Source organism: Caulobacter endophyticus, from assembly GCF_029543245.1.
In the GTDB taxonomy this organism is placed as follows: Bacteria; Pseudomonadota; Alphaproteobacteria; order Caulobacterales; family Caulobacteraceae; genus Caulobacter; species Caulobacter endophyticus_A.
Genome location: NZ_JARQWV010000010.1, coordinates 144,108 through 166,538, shown reverse-complemented (window position 1 = coordinate 166,538; position 22,431 = coordinate 144,108). Strand labels below are relative to the sequence as shown.

At 68.6% G+C, this 22,431-nt stretch carries 19 protein-coding genes; 6 read left to right on the top strand and 13 right to left on the bottom strand.

Annotated features, from left to right (window positions below):
- Nucleotides 1-149: 149 nt before the first annotated feature.
- On the top strand, nucleotides 150-1,211 hold the full coding sequence (locus P7A99_RS11800; protein ID WP_277794046.1) for an LGFP repeat-containing protein: 1,062 nt from the start codon (nucleotides 150-152) through the stop codon (nucleotides 1,209-1,211).
- Between the two features lie 39 nt (nucleotides 1,212-1,250).
- Here the strand turns inward: P7A99_RS11800 and P7A99_RS11795 are convergent, their stop codons facing one another.
- Nucleotides 1,251-2,003 carry a FadR/GntR family transcriptional regulator gene (locus P7A99_RS11795; RefSeq protein ID WP_109100550.1) on the bottom strand — a complete coding sequence of 251 codons (753 nt, stop codon included), beginning with the start codon at nucleotides 2,001-2,003 and terminating at the stop codon, nucleotides 1,251-1,253.
- Between the two features lie 102 nt (nucleotides 2,004-2,105).
- Complete coding sequence (gene manD / locus P7A99_RS11790; protein ID WP_277794045.1) at nucleotides 2,106-3,317, bottom strand: D-mannonate dehydratase ManD; 1,212 nt, start codon at nucleotides 3,315-3,317, stop codon at nucleotides 2,106-2,108.
- Between the two features lie 220 nt (nucleotides 3,318-3,537).
- Between manD and P7A99_RS11785 the strand changes: the two genes are divergently transcribed.
- The 3 genes from P7A99_RS11785 (at nucleotide 3,538) to P7A99_RS11775 (ending at nucleotide 9,679) form a co-directional block, all read left to right on the top strand.
- The gene (locus P7A99_RS11785) at nucleotides 3,538-5,679 is read left to right on the top strand and encodes an alpha-glucuronidase family glycosyl hydrolase (RefSeq protein ID WP_277794044.1); all 2,142 of its coding nucleotides are present in this window, start codon (nucleotides 3,538-3,540) and stop codon (nucleotides 5,677-5,679) included.
- A 286-nt stretch (nucleotides 5,680-5,965) separates the two neighbouring features.
- A complete protein-coding gene (locus P7A99_RS11780; protein ID WP_277794043.1) occupies nucleotides 5,966-8,170 on the top strand; it encodes a TonB-dependent receptor in 2,205 nt (734 codons plus the stop codon).
- 192 nt (nucleotides 8,171-8,362) lie between these two features.
- Nucleotides 8,363-9,679 (top strand): amidohydrolase, encoded by a 1,317-nt coding sequence (locus tag P7A99_RS11775; protein ID WP_277794042.1) that lies wholly within the window; start codon nucleotides 8,363-8,365, stop codon nucleotides 9,677-9,679.
- A gap of 226 nt (nucleotides 9,680-9,905) precedes the next feature.
- Here the strand turns inward: P7A99_RS11775 and P7A99_RS11765 are convergent, their stop codons facing one another.
- The 11 genes from P7A99_RS11765 to P7A99_RS11715 form a co-directional block, all read right to left on the bottom strand.
- Nucleotides 9,906-10,568, bottom strand: a complete 663-nt coding sequence (locus P7A99_RS11765) for a TetR family transcriptional regulator (RefSeq protein WP_431307663.1) — start codon at nucleotides 10,566-10,568, stop codon at nucleotides 9,906-9,908.
- Between the two features lie 20 nt (nucleotides 10,569-10,588).
- Nucleotides 10,589-11,788 carry a urate hydroxylase PuuD gene (locus P7A99_RS11760; protein WP_277794040.1) on the bottom strand — a complete coding sequence of 400 codons (1,200 nt, stop codon included), beginning with the start codon at nucleotides 11,786-11,788 and terminating at the stop codon, nucleotides 10,589-10,591.
- Nucleotides 11,789-12,310, bottom strand: coding sequence for a 2-oxo-4-hydroxy-4-carboxy-5-ureidoimidazoline decarboxylase (uraD, locus tag P7A99_RS11755; RefSeq protein ID WP_277794039.1), 522 nt, complete (start codon nucleotides 12,308-12,310; stop codon nucleotides 11,789-11,791).
- On the bottom strand, nucleotides 12,307-13,218 hold the full coding sequence (gene puuE, locus P7A99_RS11750) for an allantoinase PuuE (protein WP_277794038.1): 912 nt from the start codon (nucleotides 13,216-13,218) through the stop codon (nucleotides 12,307-12,309). Before puuE ends, uraD begins: the two co-directional genes overlap by 4 nt.
- 139 nt (nucleotides 13,219-13,357) lie before the next feature.
- Nucleotides 13,358-14,575: a pyridoxal-phosphate-dependent aminotransferase family protein gene (locus P7A99_RS11745; protein WP_277794037.1), complete on the bottom strand. Its 1,218-nt coding sequence runs from the start codon at nucleotides 14,573-14,575 to the stop codon at nucleotides 13,358-13,360.
- Complete coding sequence (locus P7A99_RS11740; protein ID WP_431307665.1) at nucleotides 14,572-15,801, bottom strand: allantoate amidohydrolase; 1,230 nt, start codon at nucleotides 15,799-15,801, stop codon at nucleotides 14,572-14,574. The genes P7A99_RS11745 and P7A99_RS11740 overlap by 4 nt, the downstream gene beginning before the upstream one ends.
- 335 nt (nucleotides 15,802-16,136) lie before the next feature.
- On the bottom strand, nucleotides 16,137-17,231 hold the full coding sequence (locus tag P7A99_RS11735; RefSeq protein ID WP_277794035.1) for a mechanosensitive ion channel family protein: 1,095 nt from the start codon (nucleotides 17,229-17,231) through the stop codon (nucleotides 16,137-16,139).
- 49 nt (nucleotides 17,232-17,280) lie between these two features.
- Nucleotides 17,281-18,009 carry an anti-sigma factor gene (locus P7A99_RS11730; protein WP_277794034.1) on the bottom strand — a complete coding sequence of 243 codons (729 nt, stop codon included), beginning with the start codon at nucleotides 18,007-18,009 and terminating at the stop codon, nucleotides 17,281-17,283.
- A complete protein-coding gene (locus tag P7A99_RS11725; protein WP_277794073.1) occupies nucleotides 18,006-18,536 on the bottom strand; it encodes a sigma-70 family RNA polymerase sigma factor in 531 nt (176 codons plus the stop codon). Before P7A99_RS11725 ends, P7A99_RS11730 begins: the two co-directional genes overlap by 4 nt.
- Before the next feature lie 90 nt (nucleotides 18,537-18,626).
- A complete protein-coding gene (locus P7A99_RS11720; RefSeq protein WP_277794033.1) occupies nucleotides 18,627-19,037 on the bottom strand; it encodes a DUF2177 family protein in 411 nt (136 codons plus the stop codon).
- A gap of 14 nt (nucleotides 19,038-19,051) precedes the next feature.
- The gene (locus tag P7A99_RS11715) at nucleotides 19,052-20,140 is read right to left on the bottom strand and encodes an SAM-dependent methyltransferase (protein ID WP_277794032.1); all 1,089 of its coding nucleotides are present in this window, start codon (nucleotides 20,138-20,140) and stop codon (nucleotides 19,052-19,054) included.
- Between the two features lie 147 nt (nucleotides 20,141-20,287).
- Between P7A99_RS11715 and P7A99_RS11710 the strand changes: the two genes are divergently transcribed.
- The gene (locus tag P7A99_RS11710) at nucleotides 20,288-21,628 is read left to right on the top strand and encodes an NAD(P)/FAD-dependent oxidoreductase (RefSeq protein ID WP_277794031.1); all 1,341 of its coding nucleotides are present in this window, start codon (nucleotides 20,288-20,290) and stop codon (nucleotides 21,626-21,628) included.
- Nucleotides 21,625-22,392 carry a DUF1365 domain-containing protein gene (locus P7A99_RS11705; protein WP_277794030.1) on the top strand — a complete coding sequence of 256 codons (768 nt, stop codon included), beginning with the start codon at nucleotides 21,625-21,627 and terminating at the stop codon, nucleotides 22,390-22,392. The genes P7A99_RS11710 and P7A99_RS11705 overlap by 4 nt, the downstream gene beginning before the upstream one ends.
- Nucleotides 22,393-22,431 lie beyond the last annotated feature (39 nt).

Here is a 22,431-nt window from a genome sequence, read left to right as displayed (position 1 = left end):
TCCACCAAGCTTGGCTCAAAGCCTGACGGCGTCGTGCTCGCTCAAAATGCAAGCGCAACCATAGCGCGATATGTTGATCGAGCGTCGCTGCGACAATTCGCGCATGACGTGTATCGTCCCGCCGCCCATAACGGGCTGGGAGAGAGACAATGGGTTCGACCGCGACTCTGGCGCCGGGAAAAATCAAGATCACCCAGGTCAACGACCTGACCAACATCGCCACGCGCTTTCCGCTGCTGTCGGCGCCCGTGGTGGCGATCAACGCCAAGCACCAGGCCCTGGGCGGCGACGCCGGCTGGCTCGGCAAGGCGACGATCGGCCACGCGATCACGCCCAACAAGAAAGGCTGGTACCGGCACTATCAGCACGGTTCGATCTACTGGTCGCAGCCCACCGGCGCGCACGAGGTGCACGGCCTGATCCGCGACAAGTGGGCGGCCATGGGCTGGGAGAACAGCTTCCTGGGCTTCCCCACCAGCGACGAACTGCAGGGCGGCGGCAACGGGCGCCTGTCCACCTTCCAGGGCGGGGTGGTCTATTGGTCGCCGACGACCGGCGCGCACGAGGTGCACGGCCTGATCCTCGAAAAGTACAAGCAGCTGGGCGCCGAGAAGTCGTTCCTGGGCTATCCGGTGTCGGACGAGCTGGACCTGGGCGTCAACAACGGCCGGATCAGCAATTTCGAGCGCGGCCAGATCGCATGGTCGCCGGCTCTGGGCGCGGCCACCTCCGCAACCTCCTACCAGCCCGGAGCCTCGACCGGCACGCCGGGGCTGAAGCCCCTGGGCATCGGCGGCGACGGGGCGCCCGACGTCCGCCGTCGTCTGTCCTGCGCCGTGCACATGGAGCTGACCGACGACGAGACCTTCGGGTCCGATGAGCGCGCCAGCGCCGACCGCCAGAACGAGGCCGTTCTGACCAGCGACCTGATGCAGGACGTCATGGTCATGGAGAAGGGCTGCGGCGGTGAAATGCGGGTCGAGCTGAAGCTGATCGGCCAGGCCAAGCTCAACGGCGACGTGGTGGTCCAGGGCACGGCGCTGCTCTTCGAGGGCACCAGCGAGTCCACCAGCGACCTCGACGGCGATCTGGAGTTCACCGTCCTGGTGCCGCGCGACGGCGTCATCTCTCGCACCGTCACCGTCTGGAACGAGGACGAAGGCGGCGACAAGGGCGTGATCACCATGACGTTCAGCAACGTCGCGGCCTGACGCGGTCGATCTCCCGGCCCTCCCCAGCGGAGGGTCGGGTCAGATCGCCACGCGCTTGGCGATGGCGTCGCGGCGGGCGTTGGTTTCCTGCTGGGCGCGCTCGACCGCCTCGGTTTCGGTGGCGTGCAGCAGGTGCTCGATGACCCGTTCGAGGTGGTCGCGCATGGCTTGGCGGGCGGCGGCCGGGTCGCGGGCCTTCAGGGCCTCGACCACGCGGCGGTGCTCGGCGATGCGGGGCTCCAGGCCCATGCCGCGGGCGCGGGTCAGGATGTTGCGGGCCAGGGCGGAGCGGTTGCGCCAGTCCCACAGGTTCTCGATCGTGGCGATGATGGCGCCGTTGCCGGTGGCCGCGGCGATGACGAGGTGGAACTCGCGGTCGGCGTCCTCGCCCCGGATCTCCTCTTCCTCGTGCATGCGCTCGAGCAGGCTCTCCAGCTGGGCGATCTGCTCCTCGGTGATCGAGGTGGCGGCCAGGGCGGCGGCCTCGCCCTCGAACAGGCGGCGGGCCTCGATCAGCTCGAAGGCGCCGATCTCGGTCTCGCGCTCGGCGGCTTGCGGGGCCACGGGGCGCACGTCGCCGGTGACATAGATGCCCAGGCCGTGGCGGGCCTCGATCATGCCCAGCATTTCCAGGGCGATCATCGCCTCGCGCAGGGTGGGGCGGGAGACGCCGAACTGTTCGGCCAGTTCGCGCTCGGTCGGCAGGCGGTCGCCCAGCTTGTACTGGCCCGCCTCGATGGCGTCGGCGACGGTGTCCGCGATCTTGCGGTAGAGCTTGACGTTGTCCGACATGGCTTCCTGGAATCGACGCGCGGAACCGATGGTCCCTCACCGATAACATAACCCTTGTCGGACGCCGCCGCTATTTGGTCTGACAAGATCGCATCGGCGATCTCACCAGTCGTGCATCGAGCCGTCCTCGCGGCGGGCCACCGGCAGGTAGGCGCGGCTGTAGGGATATTTGGCGGCCAGGTCCTCGTCGATGTCGACGCCCAGGCCCGGCGCCTCGCCGGGGTGCAGCATGCCGTCCTCGAAGCTGTAGGCGTGGGGGAACACAGCGTCGGTTTCGGCCGTGTGGCGCATGTATTCCTGGATGCCGAAATTGGGGATCGACAGGTCGAAGTGCAGGGCCGCGGCCATGCACACCGGCGACAGGTCGGTGGCCCCGTGGCAGCCGGTGCGCACGCCGTGCATGTCGGCGAAGGCGGCGACGCGGCGCAGGTGGGTGATGCCGCCGGCATGGACCACGGTGGCGCGGATGTAGTCGATCAGCTGTTCCTCGATCAGCTGCTTGCAGTCCCAGATCGAGTTGAAGATCTCGCCGACCGCCAGGGGCGTCGTCGTATGCTGGCGGATCAGGCGGAAATTGGCTTGGTTCTCGGCCGGAGTGGCGTCTTCCATCCAGAACGGACGGTAGGGCTCGATGTCCTTGCCCAGGCGGCCGGCCTCGATGGGGGTGAGACGATGGTGCACGTCGTGCAGCAGATGGACGTCCCAGCCCAGCTTTTCTCGCGCCGCTTCGAACAACGGCGGCACGCTGCGCAGATACTTTTCGGTCGACCAGACGCTTTCGCTGGGCAGGGCCGCGTCGGCCGGCTCGTAGAAGAAGCGGTCCTTGGAGACGCCGTAGACGGTCTTCAGGCCCGGCACGCCCGACTGCAGCCGGATGGCCTTGTAACCCTGCTCTACATAGGCCTGGGCGTTGTCGAGGGTTTCCTCGATGCTGGCGCCGTTGGCGTGGCCGTAGACCATGACGCCGGTGCGGCAGGCCCCGCCCAGCAGCTGGTACAGCGGCAGGTTCGCGACCTTGGCCTTGATGTCCCACAGGGCCATGTCGACGGCGGCGATGGCCGACATCGTCACCGGCCCGCGCCGCCAGTAGGCGCCCTTGTAGAGGTACTGCCAGATGTCCTCGATCTGGTGGGCGTCGCGGCCGATCAGGCAGGGAATGACGTGGTCGTTGAGGTAACTGGCCACGGCCAGCTCCCGGCCGTTCAAGGTGGCGTCGCCGATGCCGTAGACGCCGTCGCTGGTCTCGATCTTCAGGGTGACGAAGTTGCGGCCCGGACAGGTGACGATGACCCTGGCGGCGGTGATCTTGAGCATCGGCGTCTTTCTGCGGCGGCGCCGGTAAGGCCGGCGACGAGGTCTTGGCGGGCGAGCGGCCCGCGAGCGATCTTGCTCCTTTCGTTTAAACGCGGCGGGGAGGTTGTCAATCCATTGGTCAGACCAATAAGGTGCCGGAGACTCGACCACCTCGCCGGACATGCGGCGACAGCTTCAGGCCGCGAAGACGGCCGACCCAGATGATCGACGGGGAGATGCGATGCGACCCAGCCACCTGTTTCGAGGGCTCTGCCTGGCCGCCGGCCTGCTGCTGGCGCCGCTGATCGCCCGGGCCGAGGACGGCCATGAGCTGTGGCTCCGCTATCGGCCGGTGGAGGCGAGCGCGGCGGGCGCCTACCGCGCTTCGGTGGGAGCCGTCGCTCCCGTGGCCGACACGCCGACCCTGAAGCTTGCCCGCGCCGAGCTCGAACGGGGCCTGGCCGGTCTGCTGGGCGAGCGCCGCGACGGCGGCGGGGAGATCCTGCTGGGCACGCCGAAATCCTCACCCCGGATCGCCGCGCTGAAGCTGCCGCTCGAAACGGCCGGGGACGAGGGCTTCCGCATCCGCACCCTGGCCGACGGCGGACGACCGCTCACGGTGATCGCCGCCAACACCGACGTCGGCGTGCTGCACGGCGTCTATCGCTATCTGGCGCTGATCCAGACCCGGCAGGCGGTCGACCGGCTGGACCTGCTCGACGCGCCCAAGGTCCGCTACCGCCTGCTGAACCACTGGGACAACCTGGATCGCAGCGTCGAGCGCGGCTATGCGGGCCAGTCGATCTGGGACTGGTGGCGGCTGCCGGACGTCAAGGATCCCCGGTATGTCGACTACGCCCGCGCCAACGCCTCGATCGGGATAAACGGGGCGGTGCTCAACAACGTCAACGCCAAGTCCGACAGCCTGACCGCGCCCTATATCGCCAAGGCCGCGGCCCTGGCCGACGCGTTCCGACCCTACGGGATCAAGGTCTATCTGTCGGCGCGGTTCTCCTCGCCGATCGAGATCGGGGGTCTGAAGACCGCCGACCCGCTGGACCCGGCCGTGCGGGCCTTCTGGAAGGCCAAGGCCGACGAGATCTACAAGGCCATTCCCGACTTCGGCGGCTTCCTGGTGAAGGCCAATTCCGAAGGCCAGCCGGGCCCGCAGGACTATGGCCGCACCCATGCCGACGGGGCCAACATGCTGGCGCAGGCCGTGGGGCCGCACGGCGGGATCGTGATGTGGCGGGCCTTCGTCTATTCGCACGAGCAGCCCGACGACCGCGCCAAGCAGGGCTATTCGGAGTTCAAGCCGTTCGACGGCCAGTTCGCCGAAAACGTCATCGTTCAGGTCAAGAACGGGGCGATCGACTTCCAGCCGCGCGAGCCGTTCCACCCGCTGTTCGGGGCGATGCCGAAGACCAACCTCGGCATGGAGTTCCAGATCACCAAGGAATATCTCGGCTTCTCCACGCACCTGGCCTACCTCGGGACCATGTGGGAGGAGGTGCTGAAGGCCGACACCTTTGCCGCCGGTAGGGGCTCGACCGTGGCCAAGGTGGTCGACGGCAAGCTGCATGGTTGCAGCCGCACCCTGATGGCGGGGGTGGCCAATATCGGGTCCGACCGCAACTGGAGCGGATCGCAGTTCGACCAGGCCAACTGGTACGCCTTCGGGCGGCTGGCCTGGGATCCGGAAGCCTCTTCGGAGGCTGTCGCCCGCGACTGGGCGGCCATGACCTTCACGCCTGACAGGCGCTTCACCGGGCCGGCCGTGAAGATGATGATGGGCTCGCGCGAGGCGGTGGTCGACTACATGACCCCGATGGGCCTGCACCACCTGATGGGGCGCAGCCATCACTATGGTCCAGGGCCCTGGGTGGCCGGCGGCGAGCGCGCCGACTGGACCAGCGTCTACTACCACAAGGCCGACAAGGCGGGGATCGGCTTCGACCGCACGGCCAAGGGCAGCGACGCGGTGGCCCAGTACGCCCCGCCGGTGGCGGCCGCCTTCTCGGATCTGTCGAAGGTCGACGAGAAGGACCTGCTGTGGTTCCACCACCTGCCGTGGGACTACCGCACCAGGTCCGGCCGGCCGCTGTGGGACGAACTGGTGATCCGCTATTCGCGCGGGGTGAAGGCGGTCGACGGCATGCAGGCGACCTGGTCGGATCTTTCGCCCTATGTCGACGCCGAGCGTCATGGCGAGGTGGCGACCTACCTGGCCATTCAGTACCGCGAGGCCCAGTGGTGGCGCGACGCTTCGGTCGCCTATTTCCAGTCGATCAACGGCCTGCCCCTGCCCAAGGGCGAGGCGCCGCCGCCGCTGAGCCTGGAGGCCTACGAGGCGATTGCATTTCCCTACGCGCCGGGGATCTGAGGGGTGCCGATCCTCATCCGATCTTCCCCGCGAAGGCGGGGATCCAAGCCGAGTTGGCGGCGGCCCGGTGGAGATTTCATCCTGAAATTCAGCTTGGGTCCCCGCCTTCGCGGGGAAGATCGGGGGTTGTTGGCTGTGCAGGGGGTGTAGCGCCCATTCCGCGGGCATCGATATCGATTCAAATAATATCGATACAAAAGCGTTGACATATTTTCGCCGCGTACCCCAGCCTGGGGACCGACCCGCCTTCAGAGCGGGCGCTCTCATGCATGCACTGGGGAATGTTATGCGTACCGACCTCAAGATACTGCTTTCCACGGCGGCGCTGGCCGCCCTGGCCGCGCCGCTGGGGGCGGCCGCCCAGACGCCTGCCGCCAAGCCTGCGGCCGACGAGACCGTCGAAGAGATCGTCGTCACCGCGCTCAAGCGCTCGACCACCCTCCAGACCACCCCGATGAGCATCAGCGCCGTCACCGGCGACAGCCTGCAGAAGATCGGCGCCACCGGCCTGCAGGACTATTTCCGCTCGGTGCCGGGCGTGAACCTGACCCAGGGCCAGCTGGGCCAAAGCCGCGTGACCATCCGCGGCGTGCAGGGCTCGGGCGAGGCCACCACCGGCCTCTATTACGACGAGACCTCGGTCACCGGCCCCTCGGGCACGACCCAGGACCCGGCCAACAACGCCGCCGACCTCAACCTGTTCGACGTCGAGCGGGTGGAAGTTCTGCGCGGCCCGCAGGGCACGCTGTACGGCGGCGGCTCGATGGGCGGCACCATCCGGGTGATCTACGCCAAGCCCGACAGCAGCCAGTTCGGCGCCTCGATCGAAGGCCAGGCCAGCGCCACCAAGGGCGGTTCGCGTGGCTCGTACCTGAAGGCCATGGGCAACATCCCGCTGATCGAGGGCAAGCTGGCCGCCCGCATCGTGGCCTATACCGAGGACCGTCCGGGCTTCGTCGACAACGTCCGCACCGGCGCCAAGAACATCAACGACAGCCACGCCGACGGCTATCGCGCCATGCTGGGCTTCACGCCCACCGACGACATCTCGCTGGTCGTCACCAAGGTTCACCAGAACTCGTCGGCCGACGACCTGGAAGGCTGGTACGACCGCCTGGGCGGCTACAACACCGACAGCGCCGTGAAGCTGCCGCTCGACACCGAGATGGACATGACCAGCGTCACCGGCAAATGGTCTAGCCCGGTCGGCGAGGTCACCGCCTCGAGCGCCTACTACAAGTACGACATGCTGCGGACGATCGACTTCACTCCGCAGTACAAGCCCTATATCGGCAGCGCCAACGGGGTGATCGGCTACCAGCCGGCCTATCTGGGCGCCTGGAACCACGAGTTGCGGCTGTCGTCGAAGGGCGAGGGCCAGCTGCAATGGACGGTCGGCGGCTACATGGAGCTGCGCAAGGACCACATCGACAGCAACACGGTGCTGACCAGCCTGACCACGGGCCAGCCCTACAGCCCGATGCAGTACCTGCAGGGCCGCTACGTCAACACCGGCGTCAAGCAGACCGCCCAGTTCGGCGAGGCGACCTGGACGCCGCCGCAGGTCGAGGGCCTGTCGCTGACGGTGGGCGCGCGCCACTACGACTACACCAAGACCACCGGCAGCGCCGGCACCAAGAGGAACGTGCTGACCGGCGCCGCGCCGGCCGCCTATTCCGAACAGACCGCCGAGGCCTCGGGCTGGGTCTACAAGTTCAACGCCAGCTACAAGATCACCTCCGACGTCATGGTCTACGCCACGGCGGCCGAGGGCTTCCGGCCGGGCGGGGCCAACAACGTGCCGGGCCTCAATAGCGCGCTGGTGGTCTACAATCCCGACAGCCTGTGGAACTACGAAGCGGGCGTGAAGACCACTTGGCTGGGCGGCAAGCTGACGGCCAACGCCGCCGCCTACCGCATCGACTGGAAGGACCGCCAGACCAGCGCCATGACGGCCGACGGTCTCTACCAGTTCATCACCAACGCCGGCGCGGCGCGGATCGAGGGCCTGGAACTGGAGGTCGCGGCCCGTCCGATCCACGGCCTGACCCTCAACGGCTCGATCGGCTACACCAAGGCCGAGCTGACCGAGGATCAGGCCAACGCCAACATCCTGGTCGACGGCTCGACCGGCAAGAAGGGCGACCGCATCGCCAACGTGCCCGACTGGACGGCCTCGGCCTCGGCCCAGTACGTCTGGCCGCTGCCGGTCGCCGGCCTCAACGGCCTGCTGCGCGCCGACTACGCCTATACCGGCGAGATGGTCTCCACCTTCCGGCCGACCTACGTCTATTTCGACAAGTTCGGCAGCTTCTCGACCGTGAACCTGCGGGCCGGCGTCGAGGCCGAGGACTGGGGCGTCTACGCCTTCGTGACCAACCTCACCGACGCCGAGGGGATCATGAACAAGAACAGCAACGTCGGGTACCAGGACCTGCTTTATGGATTGACCCCACGCACCGTCGGGGTGAACGCCCGTAGGAAGTTCTGATCCTAGATGTTCTCCCTTCCCCCTTTGATGGGGGAAGGGCCGGGGATGGGGGTGACACGGGTTCAGGACCTGGCTCCGCTGGGGTGACGTCCACCGCCGCTTCCACCCCCAACCCCGCCCTTCCCCCATCAAGGGGGAAGGGAGCGTTTGCGTAACGACAGAAGGAAGGGCGCGGCCCGCCGCGCGAGCAGCATGACCTCCAAGACCTTCACCCTCGCCGCCGCCATGGCCCTGCTGGCCGCGCCGGCTGTCGCGGCCCCTCTGAACGTTCCGGCGACCAAGGCGGCCATCAAGGCCCAGCTCGACCGCGACTACCCGCAGCTCGACGCGCTCTACAAGGACCTGCACGCCCACCCCGAGGTCGGCTTCCAGGAGGTCGAGACCGCCAGGAAGCTGGCCGAGCAGATGCGCGCGCTGGGCTTCACGGTCACCGAAGGCGTCGGCAAGACCGGCGTGGTGGCGGTGCTGAAGAACGGGGAGGGGCCCAGCGTGCTGGTCCGCACCGAGCTCGACGCCCTGCCGATGGAGGAGAAGACGGGCCTGCCCTACGCCAGCCGGGCCAAGACCACCTGGAACGGCGCGGAGGTGTTCGTCGCCCACTCCTGCGGCCACGACGTGCACATGGCCGCCTGGATCGGCGCGGCCCGCCAGCTTGTGGCCCAGAAGGCCAAGTGGAAGGGCACGCTGGTGTTCGTCGCCCAGCCCTCGGAAGAGACGGTCAGCGGCGCCAAGGCGATGATCAACGACGGCTTCTTCCAGAAGTTCGGCAAGCCCGACTACGGTTTCGCCCTGCACGTCGGCCCCGGCGCGGCGGGGCAGGTCTATTACAAGGCCGGCGTCCTGACCTCGACCTCAGACGCCCTGGAGCTGACCTTCAACGGCCGCGGCGCCCACGGCTCGATGCCCGCCGCCTCGATCGACCCGGTGATGATGGCCGCTCGCTTCACCGTCGACGTGCAGAGCGTGATCAGCCGCGAGAAGGATCCGGCGGCGTTCGGCGTGGTCACCGTTGGCTCGATCCAGGCCGGCAGCGCAGGCAACATCATCCCCGACAAGGCCAAGGTGCGCGGCACCATCCGCACCCAGGACGACGGCGTGCGCGACAAGATCCTGGCCGGGGTGACCCGCACCGCCAAGGCCGTGGCCGAGATGTCGGGCGCGCCGGCCCCCGATCTGGAGATCGTTCCGGGCGGCAAGGCAGTGGTCAATGACGCAGCCCTGACCGAAAAGACCGCCGCCGTCTTCAAGGCCGCCTTCGGCAAGGACGCGGTCGCCGTGCCGTCGCCCGGCTCGGCCAGCGAGGACTATTCGGAGTTCATCATCGCAGGCGTGCCGTCGGTCTATTTCTCGATCGGCGGCTTCGATCCCAAGGCGATGGCCGATGCGAAGGCGGCCGGCAAGCCGCTGCCCGTCAACCACTCGCCCTTCTTCGCCCCGGTCCCCGAGCCGTCGATCCGCACAGGCGTGGAGGCGATGACGCTGGCGGTCATGAATGTGATGGCGAAGTAGGGGTCAGTCACTTTCGGGTGGGGGCGTCTCTTCGGACGTCCCCCACGACAGAAGCCATGTCTTCATGCGGTCGTGTGGAATGATGTGACCCGCTTCCAGATCAGCAATTCCTTCCTGATCGGCGGCATTGTCGCTGTCTGAGAAAGGGAGCTGCATACGTTGCAGGCTAACACGATCGCCTGAGTATGTGTCCAAAGATCCTCCCCCTTCAGGGGGAGGATCCTGATCAAGCCGCCGTCAGATACCCCTCCAGCACGTCCAGCGCGTGCTGGAGCCTGGCCCGGCGCCATTCGGCGGTGCTCATGTCGGTGTCGAGCGTGACCGACAGCGACCAGCCGTTGGCCAGGTGGAAGCGGCTCATGGCCGCGATGGTGACGTAGATCTGGATCGGGTCGAGGTTGTCGCGGAACAGGCCCTGTTCCTGGCCGCTCTCGATCAGGCGCTCGATGGTGCGACGCAGGGGGAAGGCCGTCTCGGTGACCTTGCGGCTCTGCGCGACGAACTTGCCCTGCATCAGGTTCTCGTTGCGCAGCAGGCCCTCGAAGCGGGGGTTCTTCTCAAAATACTCGAAAGTGAAGCGCTGAAGTTCGAGGAAGCCTTCCAGCGGCTTGTCGAAGTCGATCTTCAGCTCGGCCTCGCGGTTGCGCAGGTCCTCGTAGGCGGCTTCCAGCACGGCGACATAGAGGCCCTTCTTGTCGCCGAAGTAGTGGTAGAGCATGCGGATGTTGCACTTGGCGGCCTTGACGATCCGCTCGATGCGCGCGCCCGCGAAGCCGGCCTGGGAAAACTCCTTCGACGCCGCCGACATGATCGCCTTGCGCGTCCGCTCGGCGTTGCGCTTGCGCGGCGCCGGGGCGTCGGGGGCGGCCTCGTGATCGGCGTCTGACAAGGCGAGTGTCTCCAGGGACGTCAGGGCAGTTTGGCGCCGGATTCGATCCAGGCGCCAAGCTTGGCGCGCTCCTCATCGGTCATATGGGTCTCGTTGCCAAGCGGCATGCTGGTGCTGACCACGGCGCGTTCCTTGATCTTGGGCGCATAGCGGGCGATGTGTTCGGGACTGTCGAAAGTCACGCCATTGGGCGGGGCGCCGAAGCCGCGGTGCGTGGGCTTGGCGGCGTGGCAGGTCACGCAGTGCTGTTCCATGATCGCCTGGGCCTCGAAGAAGCTGACCGGGCCCAGCACGGCGGGCGTCTTGGGCTTCTGGCTGGCGATCACGCTGACGGCGAACATCAGCATGGCTCCATAGAACAGGAAGTCGTGCCGGATGATCCCATGGTGGCGCAGGTTGAAGAAGTGGCGGATCGAGATCCCCGCAGCGCCCACCAGCGCCAGCAGCAGCCAGGCCAGCGGGTGGCCGGTGATCGCCGGATAGTGGTTGCTGATCATGATGAACAGGATCGGCAGGGTCATGTAGTTGTTGTGCACCGAGCGCTGCTTGCCCGCCGCGCCCAGGCGCGGATCGACCTCGCGGCCCGCCAGCATGTCGGCGACGATCTTCCGCTGGTTGGGAATGATCGTCAGGAAGACATTGGCCGCCATGGCCGTGCCGATGATGGCGCCGACATGGATGAAGGCCCCGCGGTCGGTGAAGAGGTGTTGCAGGGCGTACGCCGCGCCGATCAGGGCGCTGAACCACACCAGGCCGAACAGGCGCGGGCGCTCTACCAGCGGCGAGCGGCACAGGCCTTCGTAGACGGCCAGGCCGCCGAAGATGAAGACAAGGCCCACGCCGACCGCCTGCCAGTGGCTGAAGGCGTGCTTGGCCGGGTCGATCAGGTAGACCGGCGCGCCCCAGTAGTAGAGCACGAACAGCAAGGCGAAGCCCGACAGCCAGGTGGTGTAGGCCTCCCACTTGAACCAGTGCAGGTGGCTGGGCATGTGGGCCGGCGCGGTCATGTACTTCTGCGAGTGGTAGAAGCCGCCGCCATGCACGGCCCACAGCTCGCCTTTCACCCCATCCTTGGGGGGCCTTCCATCCAAGGACTCTGGGGCGCGCAGATTGTTGTCGAGCCAGACGAAGTAGAACGAGGCGCCGATCCAGGCGACGCCCGCGATCACGTGCAGCCAGCGGAGCGCCAGGTTCAGCCAGGCGGCGAGGTCGTAGTCCATCTATTGCGTCACCGCGTCCTGGATGCGGAGCTTGGAGATCAGGCCGATCTGCTGGATCGCCTCGGCGATCTCGGCCTCGCGGTCGTTGGAAAGGCGCGCCTGCATGGCCCGCAGGATCGAGGTCTTGTCGTTCAGCCGCACGGCGATGATGAACGGAAAGCCGAAGGTCTTGCCGTAGGCGGCGTTTAGGTCGTGGAAGCGGGCGAACTCCTCGGGCGTCAGCTTGTCGAGACCGGCGCCGGCCTGTTCGGCCGTGCTCTCGGCGGTCAGCTGCCTGGCGATCGCCGCCTTGCCGGCCAGTTCGGGGTGGGCGCGGATCAGGGCCAGCCTGTCGTCGAGGGGGGCGGCGTTCAGCACCTCCATCATCGCGCCGTGCATGGCCTCGACGCTGTCGAAGGGGCGGGCGCTCCAGGCGCGCTCGACCACCCAGGGCGACAGCTCGAAGGCGAAGCCCAGGGCGGTGACGAAGCCCGTCTGGTTCATGCTGTTGAGCAGGGCCAGGGTCAGGGGCGGGGCGCTCATCCCTTGGCTCCGTACGGATGGGTCGCGATCCAGTGGCGGGCGATGTCGATGCGCTTGGCCACCCAGACCTTGTCGTGGCTGGCGATGTGCTCGAGGAACCGTCGCAGGGCCATGATCCGGGCCGGCTTGCCGACGATGCGGCAGTGCAGGCCGATGCTCATCATCTTCGGCGCGGTCTCGCCCTCCAGATAGAGGGCGTCGAAGGCGTCGCGCAGATAGGCGAAGAACTGGTCGCCGCTGTTGAAGCCCTGGGGCGCGGCGAAACGCATGTCGTTGGTGTCGAGCGTGTAGGGCACGATCAGCTGGGGCCGGCCATGCTGGCTGTCCCAGTAGGGCAGGTCGTCGCTATAGCTGTCGGCGTCGTAGACGAAGCCGCCTTCCTGGGCGACCAGGCGGGCGGTGTTAGGGCTGGTGCGGCCCTGATACCAGCCGAGCGGACGTTCCCCCGTCAGGCGCTTGTGCACCTCGATGGCTTTTTCGATGTGCTCGCGCTCGAGATCTGCGGGGAAGTGCTGGTAATCGATCCAGCGATAGCCGTGGCTGGCGATCTCCCAGCCCGACTTCATCATCGCCTCGACGACGTCGGGCGCGCGCTCCATGGCCTGGGCGACGCCGTAGACGGTCAGCGGCAGGCCGAATTCCTCGAACAATCGCCGGATGCGCCAGAAGCCGGCGCGCGAGCCGTATTCATAGAGGCTCTCCATCGACATGTGGCGCATGCCCTCGATGGGCTGGGCGCCGACCATCTCCGACAGGAAGTATTCGCTGACCTTGTCGCCGTGCAGCACGCTGCGCTCGGCGCCTTCCTCGTAGTTCAGCACGAACTGCACGGCCACGCGCGCGCCGTCCGGCCACTGGGCGTGCGGCGGGTGCTCGCCATAGCCGGCGAGGTCGCGGGGGTAGGTCATGCCAAGACCCTCCCCCTGAAGGGGGAGGTGGCCGCGCAGCGGTCGGAGGGGGAAGTCGTTTCCCGAGCCTGCCGAACTTCCCCCTCCGTCGCCTTCGGCGACACCTCCCCCTTCGGGGAGAGGGTCTTGAAGCGCACGCTCATCCGAACACCCCCAGAGCCGCATCCACGCCCGCGCCGGCCGGGGCGGCGAAACCTTCCCAGCGCAGCACCGCCTCCAGCGCCGCCAGGGTCTGCAGCACCGCGTGCTTGCGGGCGTTCACGCCCATCGTCCCGATCCGCCAGATCTTGCCGGCGAGGGGACCGAAGGCCGCGCCGATCTCGATCTCGAACTCGGTGCGCATGCGGGCCTTCACCCGGTCGTAGTCGACGCCGGCCGGGGCGATCACGCCGGTGACGTTGCTCATCTTGTGGGCCTGGTCGCCGTAGACTTCGAGGCCCATGGCCTCGATGCCGGCGGTCATGGCGGCGCCGGCCTGGGCATGGCGCGCGAAGCGGGCTTCGAGCCCTTCCTCCAGCACGATGCGGGCGCATTCGCGGGCGGCGAACAGCATGCTGGCCGCCTCGGTATGGTGGTTCAGCCGCTTGTCCGACCAGTAGTCCATGATCATGGCCAGGTCGAAATAGTTGGAGGCGATGCGGCGGCCGTTCCCGGTCATGCCGGCCGTCGCCAGGCCCTTCTCCACGTGGCGGCGGGAGAAGATGTGGTCGGCGGCCTTGTCGCTGATGGTGATCGGGGCCGAGCCGGACGGGCCGCCCATGCACTTCTGCAGACCGCCCGTGACGATGTCGGCCTTCCAGGCGTCGACCGGCACGCTCATGCCGCCCAGGGTGGCGGTGGCGTCGACATAGAGCAGCGCGCCGTGGCGCTGGCAGATCTCGCCGATCGCCTCGATCGGCTGGGCGATGGTGGTCGAGGTGTCGCCGTGCACGCAGGCCACCAGCCGCGGCTTCACGCGCGCGACCGCGTCCTCCACCGCCTGGGGATCGACGACCTTGCCCCATTCGCCCTCGACGAAGGTGACGCGCGCGTCGCAGCGCTCGGCGATCTCGGCCAGCAGCAGGCCAAAGCGCCCGGCGTTGACCACCACGATGTCGTCGCCGGGCACCAGGGTCGAGACCAGCGCCGCTTCGATGCCGGCCCGCGAGGTGCCGTCGACCACGAAGGTCCATTGGTTCGAGGTCTGGAAGACGCCGCGATACAGCGCCATGACCTCGTTCATGTAGCCGGTGAACTCGGGGTCGAACTGGCCCAGCAGCTGCACCGACATGGCCCGCAGCACGCGCGGGTGCACGTTGATCGGGCCGGGACCCATCAGCAGGCGGGCGGGGTGGTCGAGTTCTTTGAAGGTGGTCATGCTTGCGTCTTCGAGAAATCGTTGTTCATCGCCAGCTTCTCGACGAAGCCGACCATGGCCCGGGCGGCCAGGGCGCAGTCGGCGTCGGTAACGGCTTCGGCGGGGTTGTGGCTGATCCCGCCCTCGCAGCGGATGAACAGCATGGCGGTGGGGCAGAGGTCGGCGATGACCATGGCGTCGTGGCCGGCGCCGCTGGGCAGGCGGCGGTCGGGCTGATCCAGATCGCCGACGGCCGCGGCCAGCAGGTCGGCCAGGTCCGCGTCGCACGGGCTTTCGGCCAGTTCCTGCATCAGGGTGACGCTGACCTTCAGGCCGCGCCGTTCGGCGATGGCCTCGATCTCGGCCGTGATCGCCGCGACGGCGGCGTCGCGGGTGGCCGAGGTCTCGGCGCGGATGTCCATCGAGAACTCGGCGGCGCCGGGAATGACGTTGAAGGCGCCGGGCAGGGCGGTCATCCGGCCGACGGTGCCGACCAGGCCATCGATCCCGCCCAGCGGGCCCTCGCGGCAGATGCGTTCGAGCGCCAGCACCGCCTCGGCGGCGGCGGGGCCGGGGTCCTTGCGCAGGCCCATGGGCGTGGTGCCGGCGTGGCCAGCCTGGCCCTTGAACCGCACCAGGATCCGCTTCTGGGCGGCGATGGCGGTGACGACGCCCAGGGCCAGGCCCTCGGCCTCCAGCACCGGACCCTGCTCGATATGGGCCTCGAGGAAGGCGAAGACCTCGCCCGGCTTGCGGGCGGCCTCGACGAGGCGGGTGGGGTCCAGGCCGAAGGCGGCGTAGGCCTCGGCCAGGCTCACACCGTCCGCGTCGGTCATCTCGACCACATAGGGATCGACCGTGCCGGCGACGGCGCGGCTGCAGGCCATGGAGGCGGGAAAGCGCGAGCCCTCCTCGTCGCCGAACGCAATGGCTTCGAGCGCGAAGGGCAGGCGGCGGCCCTGGCGATAGAAGGTCTCGATCAGGTCGACGGCCAGCATCACGCCCAGCGCGCCGTCATAGCGGCCGCCGTTGCGCACGCTGTCGATGTGCGAGCCGATCAAGAGGGCCGGGGCGCCGGGGGGCTCGCCTTCATAACGGCCGACCAGGTTGCCGGCCGGATCGAGGCGGACGGACATGCCGGCCTCCTCCATCCAGAACTTCAGGGTGTCGAGGGCGGCCTTGTGGGCCGGGGTGAGGAAGCGGCGAACGAGCATGTCGTCGGCCTCGCTGAAAGGCGCCGCGCCCATCAGGTCGCAGCGGGCCTTGGCTCTGACGCCGATCTCGAACGCTTGAGTCACTCCGCTCCCCGCCGTTTCGTCGCCCCACCCGATAGCAGGCTGCGCCCGCCGGTCTCCCCCGGCAAGCGCCTCGACGGCGAAGTCTCCGCCGAATGCCCGCGCAAGCGCCAGCCGCACGCGCGGGCGCCTGCTTGTAAGTCATAAATCACTTACTTGGTGTCTGTCTCCCTTCCCCCTTTGATGGGGGGCGGGGATGGGGGTGACGGCGTTTCAGGCGTTGGTGCGAGCTGAACCGCCGCAGCCACCCCGACCCCAGCCATTCCCCATCAAGGGGGAGGGAGCTTTCAGGCCTCCGCCGCCAGCGCCAGGCGCTTCTTCGGGAAGGCGTCGGGCAGTTCCTCGCGCAGGAAGGCCATCATCTTCTCGCGCACCTCGCAGCGCAGGTCGAAGGTGGTGGGGGCGTTACGGGCGCTGACCAGGCAGCGCACCTCCATGACTTCGGGCGTGATGTCGGTGACGGCCAGGTTGACGACCTTGCCGTCCCAGCGCGGCGAGGCCTTGGCGATCTCCTCCAGCTTCTCGCGCAGGCGGTCGACCGGGGCGGACGGGTCGACATAGAGCATGGCGGTGCCGATCAGAGCGGCGCTTTCGCGGGTCCAGTTCTGGAACGGGGTCTGGATGAAGTAGCTGAGCGGCAGGACCATCCGCCGCCAGTCCCACAGGCGCACCACCACGTAGGTGGCGTTGATCTCTTCGATGTTGCCCCACTCCTTCTCGACGATGACGGCGTCGTCGATGCGGATCGGCTGGGTGACGGCGATCTGGATGCCGGCGATCAGGTTGGTCAAAAGGGGTTGCAGCGCCAGACCCACGATCAGCGAGGCCGCGCCGCCGGCGGCCAGCAGGCTGACGCCCCATTGGCGCACGCCGGGGATGGTCATCAGCGCCAGGGCCAGGGTGAAGATGCCGATCAGGATCGCCATCGCCCGGCGCAGGATGCGGATCTGGGTGATGTGCTTGCGGGCCAGCAGGTTGTCTTCGACGTCGACCTTGAAGCCGCGCATGTAGAGCGCGGCGCCGATGTCGAGGGCGGTCATGGCCATCCAGCCCAGCAGGATGATGAACATCACCAGCAGCAGGTGCTTGGCCGTGGCGGCCTGGGCCACGTCGAGCGGCGCGATCGACACCGCCGCGCCCAGGGCGGCGACGATGAAGGCCATGCGCGTGGGGCGGCGGGTGCGGGCGATCATCGCCTGCCAGAAGGCGTCGCGCTTGGCGAAGCCGTGGCGCACGATCCGCACGGCGACGGCGTGGACGGCCAGGGCGAGGGCGATCGCGGCGACGATCAGCACCAGGCTGACGATCCAGGGCGGGGCCCAGGCGATCAGCCACACGGAGTCGTTCAGCCAGTCAGGCAGCCAGGCGGGAAGATCCTTCATGACCGGGGCCAACGCGCCCGGGCCCTTATGGCTCCCCGAAAAACGCCGTTCAGGCCTTGGCGAACTTGCCCGCCGCGCGCACCGAGCCGGTGGCCACGCCGGTGGGCGAGCCGCCGATCGGCTCGTCGGTGACGGCCAGCAGGGCGGTGTAGGTTCCCTCGCCGCGCAGGTCCTTCGGCATCGGGATACGCATCGGCTTGTCCATCGGGATCACGCCCAGCGAGATCGCTTTCTGGCCCTCGGGGATGATCCACAGTTCGGCGTCGCGGCCTTCCGGCATCTTCATGCCCATCGGCGTCAGCATCACCTGGTCCATGCCGTGGTCGAGGGTGGCGACGATCATCGGTTTGTTGGTGGCCGGATCGGCGATCAGCGCCACCTCGGCCGCCTGCGGCCTGGCGGGGGCCGGCGTCGCGGCCGGCGGCAGGGCAGGGCGCGGCAGGATGGCGATGACCACGCAGGCGGCCGCCAGGGCCATGGCGCCGGCGGTCAGGCCACGCCACAGGGCGACGTTGCTCCAGGCCGAGGGCTTCAGCGGTTCGGCGACCAGGGCCTGGATGCGCGGCCACAGGCCTTCGGAGGGCTGCACGCCGGCGACGTCGGCGGCCAGGGGCGTCAGGCGCTCCTCCCACCAGGCCACCGAGCGGGCGAAGGCCGGATCGATGCTGAGCCGGCGTTCGGCCTCGGCGCGCTCGGACGCATCCAGCACGCCCAGAACGTACTCGCCGGCGAGGGGGCGCTCTTCACCTTCGGGCGGGATGTCGGTCGCGTCGGTCATGCTTCGAGACAGGCCCGCAGGCTGATCAGGCTGCGCCGGATCCAGCTTTTCATGGTGCCCAGCGGCACGCCGACCGCCTGGGCGAGGGCGTCATAGGTCAGGCCCTCGAAGAAGGCCTTGCGAACGGCGCCGGAATGCTTGGGGTCGAGCTGGTCGAGGCAGCCGTCGAGGCGGAGGCGATCCTCGTCGGCCTCGACCCGGGCCGAGGCCAGGGGCGCGGCGTCGGGCAGGGCCTCGGCCTCCTCGACGCCGGCCATGACGCGGGTCCCGCGCGAGCGCAGCCGGTCGATGGCGCGATTGCGGGCCAGGCTGACCAGCCAGGTGATCGGGCTGGCCTTCTCCGGGTCGAATCGGTCGGCCTTGTTCCACACCGTCAGATAGACGTCCTGCAACACGTCCTCGGCCTCCTCGCGATCGTTCAAGATACGCAAGACGACCCCCAATAGCTTCGCGGAGGTGTGGCGATAGACGTATTTAAGGGCGTCGTGGTCGCGGTTGGCGACGCGGGCGATGGCCCGCGATAGCAAGGCGCGGCTGCTGTCAGCGTCCAAGCGACGTCCCCTCCGGCATGATGCCCAGGGTGGACGCTCGCATGCTGTCCCGGGGCTGGCAACGGCCTACCGCCCGGCGAACCGACTGGCGACGAAATAGCCCGCCGAGGCCGCCGCCGTGGTGACGAAGGCGCCCCAGGCCATGTCGGCCAGGGTGACGGCCGTCGACCAGGTCTTCAGCGTCGCCTGGTTGGTCAGGTCGTAGGTGGCGTAGGCGGCCAGACCGAACAGGGCGGCGTTGGTCAGGAGGCGCGGCCAGCCGCCGTCGGGGCGCAGCGCCGGAACCAGCGCGAACCATGTCACCGCCCCGATATAGATCAGATAGAAGGCGACCGCCGGCGGCAGGCTGGGGGTGTCGGCCATCAGGGTCCCGATGCGCGGCCGATAGAGGCGGTCGGCCATCTGGGTCAGCCAGACGGCGTCCAGCGCCAGGAAGACGACGGCGGTCGACAGGTAGCCGAGAGCGTAGCGCAGCATTTTCGGGGACTCCTTCAGGCCACGGGCCGCAGGCGATAGTGGCTGACGCCCCATTCGGCGCCGCCGCGATGGCGAAACAGGCCCGCCGTGGCCAGGAAGAACAGCCGCCAGCGCCGCCGCCAGATTCGCGCGTCGGCGCCGTAGACCTGCGTCAGCAGGGGATCGATCGTGGCGCGGGCCGCGTCGAACCGTTCCAGCCAGTGCTCGGCGGTGCGGGCGTAGTGGGTTCCGCTCCAGCGCCAGTCCATGGCCACCTCGAACAGGTCGGGAAACTGCCGGGGCAGGTCGTGGCTGGGCATGATCCCGCCGCTGAAGAAGTGGCGGGCGATCCAGTCGTCCGGGTCCTCGGTCTCGAAGCGATAGGGCGTCGCGGCGTGGGTGAAGACGTGCAGGAACAGCAGGCCGTCGGGCTTCAGCCAGGTCCGCACGCGGCTCAGCAGCGCGCGCCAGTTGGTCATGTGCTCGAACATCTCGACCGAGACCACGCGGTCGAAGCGGCGGGCGGTGTCGAAGACGTTCATGTCGGCGGTGACGACGGAAAGGTTGGATAGCCCGCGCTCGGCCGCGCGGGCCTGGATGAAGGCCCGTTGCGAGGTCGAGTTCGAGACCGCCGTGATCGTCGAGGCGGGAAAGCGCTCGGCCATCCACAGCGACAGCGAGCCCCAGCCGCAGCCCAGTTCCAGCACGTCCTGGCCGTCGCGCAGATCGGCATGGGTCTGGGTTTCGCGCAGGGCGGCTTCCTCGGCCTGGGCCAGGGTCTCCACGCCCGGCGGATAGAGCGCGCTGGAATACTTGAGGCGCGGCCCCAGCACCGCCTCGAAGAAGGCGGCCGGCAGTTCGTAGTGTTGGGCGTTGGCGTCGGCGGTGTGGGTGGCGATCGGGCGGTCGCTCATGGCTTCGGCGAACAGAGCGCCTGCGTCCGGCGGAGCGCGATCCAGCGATCGCCGGGCCCCGGCCACCAGCCGGTCGATGGCGAAACGCGACAGGAAGTCGGGAACCGGCGCGTCCTGGGCCAACCGCGCCAGGGCCTGGATCGGCCCGCCGCCGCTGCGGCCGCGGCCAGGGTCCAGCGCGGCGTCGGGCAGGTTGGTCGTGTCGGTCATCGGTCCTCCGTCGCTGGCGGGCGGCCGCCTTTCCGTCGGGGCGGCGACCTTCGACGGGGAGTTACGCGGAACATCGTCATCCGGATGCGTCCAGGCGCGGCTTTGCTTCGTAGCTGCCAGCGAAGCCTTGCCGACAGGAGCCGCGCCTTGCCGACCCACGCCTCGTTTCCCCGCCAGCGCATCGCGGTGGTCGGCTCCGGGATCTCCGGCCTGTCGGCCGCCTGGCTGCTGTCCAAGCGCCACGAGGTCGTGCTGTACGAGGCCGACGGCCGGCTGGGCGGCCATGCCCATACGGTGCAGGCCGGCGGGACCGCGGTCGACACCGGCTTCATCGTCTACAACGAGCCGAACTATCCCAACCTGACGGCCCTGTTCGCGCACCTGGGCGTGGAAACGGCCGCCAGCGACATGTCGTTCGGGGTGTCGCTGGACGACGGGGCGCTGGAATATTCGTCCAGCAACCTGCTTGCCCAGAAGCGCAACCTGGTGAATCCGCGCTTCCTGGGCATGCTGATCGACGTGATGCGCTTCTACCGGTCGGGCACGCGCGACGCGCGCGCGCTGGAGGCCGACGGCGGTTTCTGCCGGCTGGCGGACTATCTCGACGCGCAGGGGTTCGGCCGGGCTTTTCAGGAAGACCACCTGCTGCCCCAGGCGGCGGCGATCTGGTCGGCCTCGCTGCGCGACATCCGCGAGTTTCCGGCCGGGGCCTTCCTGCGGTTCTTCGACAATCACGGGCTGATGCTGCCGATCGATAAGCGGCCGATCTGGCGGACGGTGGCCGGCGGCAGCGCTCGCTACGTCGCCGCCCTGGCGGCCGACATGGACGGCGAGATCCTGCTGTCGCGGCCGGTCCGGCGGGTTCTGCGCCATGCCGACCACGTGGTCGTCGAGGACGGGGCGGGGCAGACGAGAAGCTTCGACCAGGTGGTGATCGCCGCCCATGCCGACCAGGCCCTGGCCATGCTGGCGCGGCCGACGGCCGAGGAGACGGCCTTGCTGGGCGCCTTCCGCTACAGCCGCAATCGCGCGGTGCTGCACCGGGATCAAGGTTTGATGCCGCGCCGGAGCGCCGCCTGGGCCAGCTGGAACCATGTCGGCCAGAGGGGCGCGCGGGGCGAGGGCGGGGTCACCTACTGGATGAACCGGTTGCAGCCGCTGGGCGAGGCCGATCCTTGCTTCCTGTCGCTCAACCCTGATCGCGCGCCGGGTGCGGTGCTGCACGACCAGGTCTATGAGCATCCCCTGTTCGACGGCCCGGCCATGGCGGCTCAGGCGCGGCTGTGGTCGTTGCAGGGGACGCGCCGAACCTGGTTCGCCGGCGCCTATTTCGGCTCGGGCTTCCACGAGGACGGCCTGCAGGCGGGCCTGGCCGTGGCCGAGCAACTGGGCGGCGTGCGCCGGCCCTGGCGGGTGGCCGAGCCGTCGGGCCGGATCTTCCTGGGCGAGGCGTCGGCGGCGCGGGACGAAGAGGCGCTGGTCGCATGAGCCTGAACTCGGCCCTCTACAGCGGCGTCGTGGTCCATGCGCGCGACCGTCCCCGGCGGCACCGGCTGCGCTACCGCGTGTTCATGCTGCTGCTCGATCTCGACGAGTTGGACGCGGCGGGCCGGGCCTTGCGCCTTTTCTCGCACAACGCCCTGAACCTGCTCAGCTACCATGATCGCGACCATGCCGGCCGCCTGGGCGCGCCGGTGAAGCCGCAGGTCGAGGCGCTGCTGGCGGCGCGCGGGCTGTCATCGCCGGGCGGCCGGATCATGGCCCTGTGCATGCCGCGCGTGCTGGGCCACGGCTTCAACCCGCTGACGGTCTATTTCTGCCACGACGGCGAGGGACAGCTGGCGGCGGTGGTCTATGCGGTCAGCAACACCTTCGGCGAGCGCCACGACTACGTGCTGCCGGCGGCCGCACGCGACGACGGGCTGGTGGTCCAGGGCTGCGACAAGACCTTCTACGTCTCGCCGTTCCTGCCGATGGACCTGCGCTACGCCTTCACGATCGCGCCGCCCGGCGAAGGCGTGCGGGTGGGGGTCGACGTCCATGACGATACCGGGCGGGTGCTGTCGGCCAGCTTCTCGGGACGACGCGAGCCCCTCGGCGACGGCGCCCTGCTGCGCGCGGCTCTGGGCCATCCCTGGCAGATGGCCGGGGTGCTGGCGGCGATCCACTGGGAGGCGGTGAAGATCCTGCTGAAGGGCTTTCGCTTCTTCGCCAATCCCCGGCTGGGCCAAGAAAAGGCGGCGCGGACTTAAAGTTCGCCCCCTCTTCACCAAAAAAGAAAAAGCGGCGCG

Excerpts from the sequence above, each read along its gene's own strand:
- puuE (WP_277794038.1), bottom strand. The coding sequence starts at position 13,218 with ATGACCTACCCCCGCGACCTCGCCGGCTATGGCGAGCACCCGCCGCAC.
- P7A99_RS11740 (WP_431307665.1), bottom strand. The coding sequence starts at position 15,801 with ATGGGCGCGGCGCCTTTCAGCGAGGCCGACGACATGCTCGTTCGCCGC.
- P7A99_RS11705 (WP_277794030.1), top strand. The coding sequence starts at position 21,625 with ATGAGCCTGAACTCGGCCCTCTACAGCGGCGTCGTGGTCCATGCGCGC.
- P7A99_RS11795 (WP_109100550.1), bottom strand. The coding sequence starts at position 2,003 with ATGTCGGACAACGTCAAGCTCTACCGCAAGATCGCGGACACCGTCGCC.
- P7A99_RS11735 (WP_277794035.1), bottom strand. The coding sequence starts at position 17,231 with ATGAAGGATCTTCCCGCCTGGCTGCCTGACTGGCTGAACGACTCCGTG.
- P7A99_RS11745 (WP_277794037.1), bottom strand. The coding sequence starts at position 14,575 with ATGACCACCTTCAAAGAACTCGACCACCCCGCCCGCCTGCTGATGGGT.
- uraD (WP_277794039.1), bottom strand. The coding sequence starts at position 12,310 with ATGAGCGCCCCGCCCCTGACCCTGGCCCTGCTCAACAGCATGAACCAG.
- manD (WP_277794045.1), bottom strand. The coding sequence starts at position 3,317 with ATGCTCAAGATCACCGCCGCCAGGGTCATCGTCACCTGTCCGGGCCGC.
- P7A99_RS11775 (WP_277794042.1), top strand. The coding sequence starts at position 8,363 with ATGACCTCCAAGACCTTCACCCTCGCCGCCGCCATGGCCCTGCTGGCC.
- P7A99_RS11760 (WP_277794040.1), bottom strand. The coding sequence starts at position 11,788 with ATGGACTACGACCTCGCCGCCTGGCTGAACCTGGCGCTCCGCTGGCTG.
- P7A99_RS11780 (WP_277794043.1), top strand. The coding sequence starts at position 5,966 with ATGCGTACCGACCTCAAGATACTGCTTTCCACGGCGGCGCTGGCCGCC.
- P7A99_RS11715 (WP_277794032.1), bottom strand. The coding sequence starts at position 20,140 with ATGACCGACACGACCAACCTGCCCGACGCCGCGCTGGACCCTGGCCGC.
- P7A99_RS11730 (WP_277794034.1), bottom strand. The coding sequence starts at position 18,009 with ATGACCGACGCGACCGACATCCCGCCCGAAGGTGAAGAGCGCCCCCTC.
- P7A99_RS11800 (WP_277794046.1), top strand. The coding sequence starts at position 150 with ATGGGTTCGACCGCGACTCTGGCGCCGGGAAAAATCAAGATCACCCAG.
- P7A99_RS11785 (WP_277794044.1), top strand. The coding sequence starts at position 3,538 with ATGCGACCCAGCCACCTGTTTCGAGGGCTCTGCCTGGCCGCCGGCCTG.
- P7A99_RS11720 (WP_277794033.1), bottom strand. The coding sequence starts at position 19,037 with ATGCTGCGCTACGCTCTCGGCTACCTGTCGACCGCCGTCGTCTTCCTG.